Consider the following 2,952-nt stretch of genomic DNA (forward strand, 5'->3'; position numbering starts at 1 on the left):
CCAGATTGCTTGGGGTTATATGGTCAAGTGAAGAAGCGCATACGGTGGATGCCTTGGCAGTCAGAGGCGATGAAAGACGTGGTAGCCTGCGAAAAGCTTCGGGGAGTCGGCAAACAGACTGTGATCCGGAGATGTCTGAATGGGGGAACCCAGCTGTCATAAGACAGTTACCTTACACTGAATACATAGGTGTATGGAGCGAACCAGGGGAACTGAAACATCTAAGTACCCTGAGGAAAAGAAATCAACCGAGATTCCCTTAGTAGTGGCGAGCGAACGGGGACCAGCCCTTAAGTTGATTTGAGATTAGCGGAACGCTCTGGAAAGTGCGGCCATAGTGGGTGATAGCCCTGTACGCGAAAATCTCTTGTCAATGAAATCGAGTAGGACGGGGCACGAGAAACCTTGTCTGAACATGGGGGGACCATCCTCCAAGGCTAAATACTACTGACTGACCGATAGTGAACCAGTACCGTGAGGGAAAGGCGAAAAGAACCGCGGAGAGCGGAGTGAAATAGATCCTGAAACCGTATGCGTACAAGCAGTGGGAGCCCACTTTGTTGGGTGACTGCGTACCTTTTGTATAATGGGTCAGCGACTTATTTTCAGTGGCGAGCTTAACCGAATAGGGGAGGCGTAGCGAAAGCGAGTCTTAATAGGGCGTCTAGTCGCTGGGAATAGACCCGAAACCGGGCGATCTATCCATGGGCAGGTTGAAGGTTGGGTAACACTAACTGGAGGACCGAACCGACTACCGTTGAAAAGTTAGCGGATGACCTGTGGATCGGAGTGAAAGGCTAATCAAGCTCGGAGATAGCTGGTTCTCCTCGAAAGCTATTTAGGTAGCGCCTCATGTATCACTGTAGGGGGTAGAGCACTGTTTCGGCTAGGGGGTCATCCCGACTTACCAAACCGATGCAAACTCCGAATACCTACAAGTGCCGAGCATGGGAGACACACGGCGGGTGCTAACGTCCGTCGTGAAAAGGGAAACAACCCAGACCGTCAGCTAAGGTCCCAAAGTCATGGTTAAGTGGGAAACGATGTGGGAAGGCTTAGACAGCTAGGAGGTTGGCTTAGAAGCAGCCACCCTTTAAAGAAAGCGTAATAGCTCACTAGTCGAGTCGGCCTGCGCGGAAGATGTAACGGGGCTCAAACCATGCACCGAAGCTACGGGTATCATCTTAGGATGATGCGGTAGAGGAGCGTTCTGTAAGCCTGTGAAGGTGAGTTGAGAAGCTTGCTGGAGGTATCAGAAGTGCGAATGCTGACATGAGTAACGACAATGGGTGTGAAAAACACCCACGCCGAAAGACCAAGGTTTCCTGCGCAACGTTAATCGACGCAGGGTTAGTCGGTCCCTAAGGCGAGGCTGAAAAGCGTAGTCGATGGAAAACAGGTTAATATTCCTGTACTTCTGGTTATTGCGATGGAGGGACGGAGAAGGCTAGGCCAGCCTGGCGTTGGTTGTCCAGGTTTAAGGTGGTAGGCTGAAATCTTAGGTAAATCCGGGGTTTCAAGGCCGAGAGCTGATGACGAGTGTTCTTTAGAACACGAAGTGGTTGATGCCATGCTTCCAAGAAAAGCTTCTAAGCTTCAGGTAACCAGGAACCGTACCCCAAACCGACACAGGTGGTTGGGTAGAGAATACCAAGGCGCTTGAGAGAACTCGGGTGAAGGAACTAGGCAAAATGGCACCGTAACTTCGGGAGAAGGTGCGCCGGTGAGGGTGAAGGACTTGCTCCGTAAGCTCATGCCGGTCGAAGATACCAGGCCGCTGCGACTGTTTATTAAAAACACAGCACTCTGCAAACACGAAAGTGGACGTATAGGGTGTGACGCCTGCCCGGTGCCGGAAGGTTAATTGATGGGGTTAGCTAACGCGAAGCTCTTGATCGAAGCCCCGGTAAACGGCGGCCGTAACTATAACGGTCCTAAGGTAGCGAAATTCCTTGTCGGGTAAGTTCCGACCTGCACGAATGGCGTAACGATGGCGGCGCTGTCTCCACCCGAGACTCAGTGAAATTGAAATCGCTGTGAAGATGCAGTGTATCCGCGGCTAGACGGAAAGACCCCGTGAACCTTTACTATAGCTTTGCACTGGACTTTGAATTTGCTTGTGTAGGATAGGTGGGAGGCTTTGAAGCGTGGACGCCAGTCTGCGTGGAGCCAACCTTGAAATACCACCCTGGCAACTTTGAGGTTCTAACTCAGGTCCGTTATCCGGATCGAGGACAGTGTATGGTGGGTAGTTTGACTGGGGCGGTCTCCTCCTAAAGAGTAACGGAGGAGTACGAAGGTGCGCTCAGACCGGTCGGAAATCGGTCGTAGAGTATAAAGGCAAAAGCGCGCTTGACTGCGAGACAGACACGTCGAGCAGGTACGAAAGTAGGTCTTAGTGATCCGGTGGTTCTGTATGGAAGGGCCATCGCTCAACGGATAAAAGGTACTCCGGGGATAACAGGCTGATACCGCCCAAGAGTTCATATCGACGGCGGTGTTTGGCACCTCGATGTCGGCTCATCACATCCTGGGGCTGAAGCCGGTCCCAAGGGTATGGCTGTTCGCCATTTAAAGTGGTACGCGAGCTGGGTTTAGAACGTCGTGAGACAGTTCGGTCCCTATCTGCCGTGGACGTTTGAGATTTGAGAGGGGCTGCTCCTAGTACGAGAGGACCGGAGTGGACGAACCTCTGGTGTTCCGGTTGTCACGCCAGTGGCATTGCCGGGTAGCTATGTTCGGAAAAGATAACCGCTGAAAGCATCTAAGCGGGAAACTTGCCTCAAGATGAGATCTCACTGGAACCTTGAGTTCCCTGAAGGGCCGTCGAAGACTACGACGTTGATAGGTTGGGTGTGTAAGCGCTGTGAGGCGTTGAGCTAACCAATACTAATTGCCCGTGAGGCTTGACCATATAACACCCAAGCAATCTGCACAAAGACAGCAGATTGC

At 52.1% G+C, this 2,952-nt stretch carries 1 rRNA gene; it reads left to right on the forward strand.

Annotated elements, in window-relative coordinates:
* The first annotated feature begins 21 nt into the window (after positions 1–21).
* Positions 22–2,914, forward strand: a 23S ribosomal RNA gene (locus tag SLW75_RS28160).
* The last annotated feature ends 38 nt before the right edge of the window (positions 2,915–2,952 follow it).

This window comes from Pseudomonas sp. W5-01 (genome assembly GCF_046540435.1).
Taxonomy (GTDB): Bacteria; Pseudomonadota; Gammaproteobacteria; order Pseudomonadales; family Pseudomonadaceae; genus Aquipseudomonas; species Aquipseudomonas graminis_B.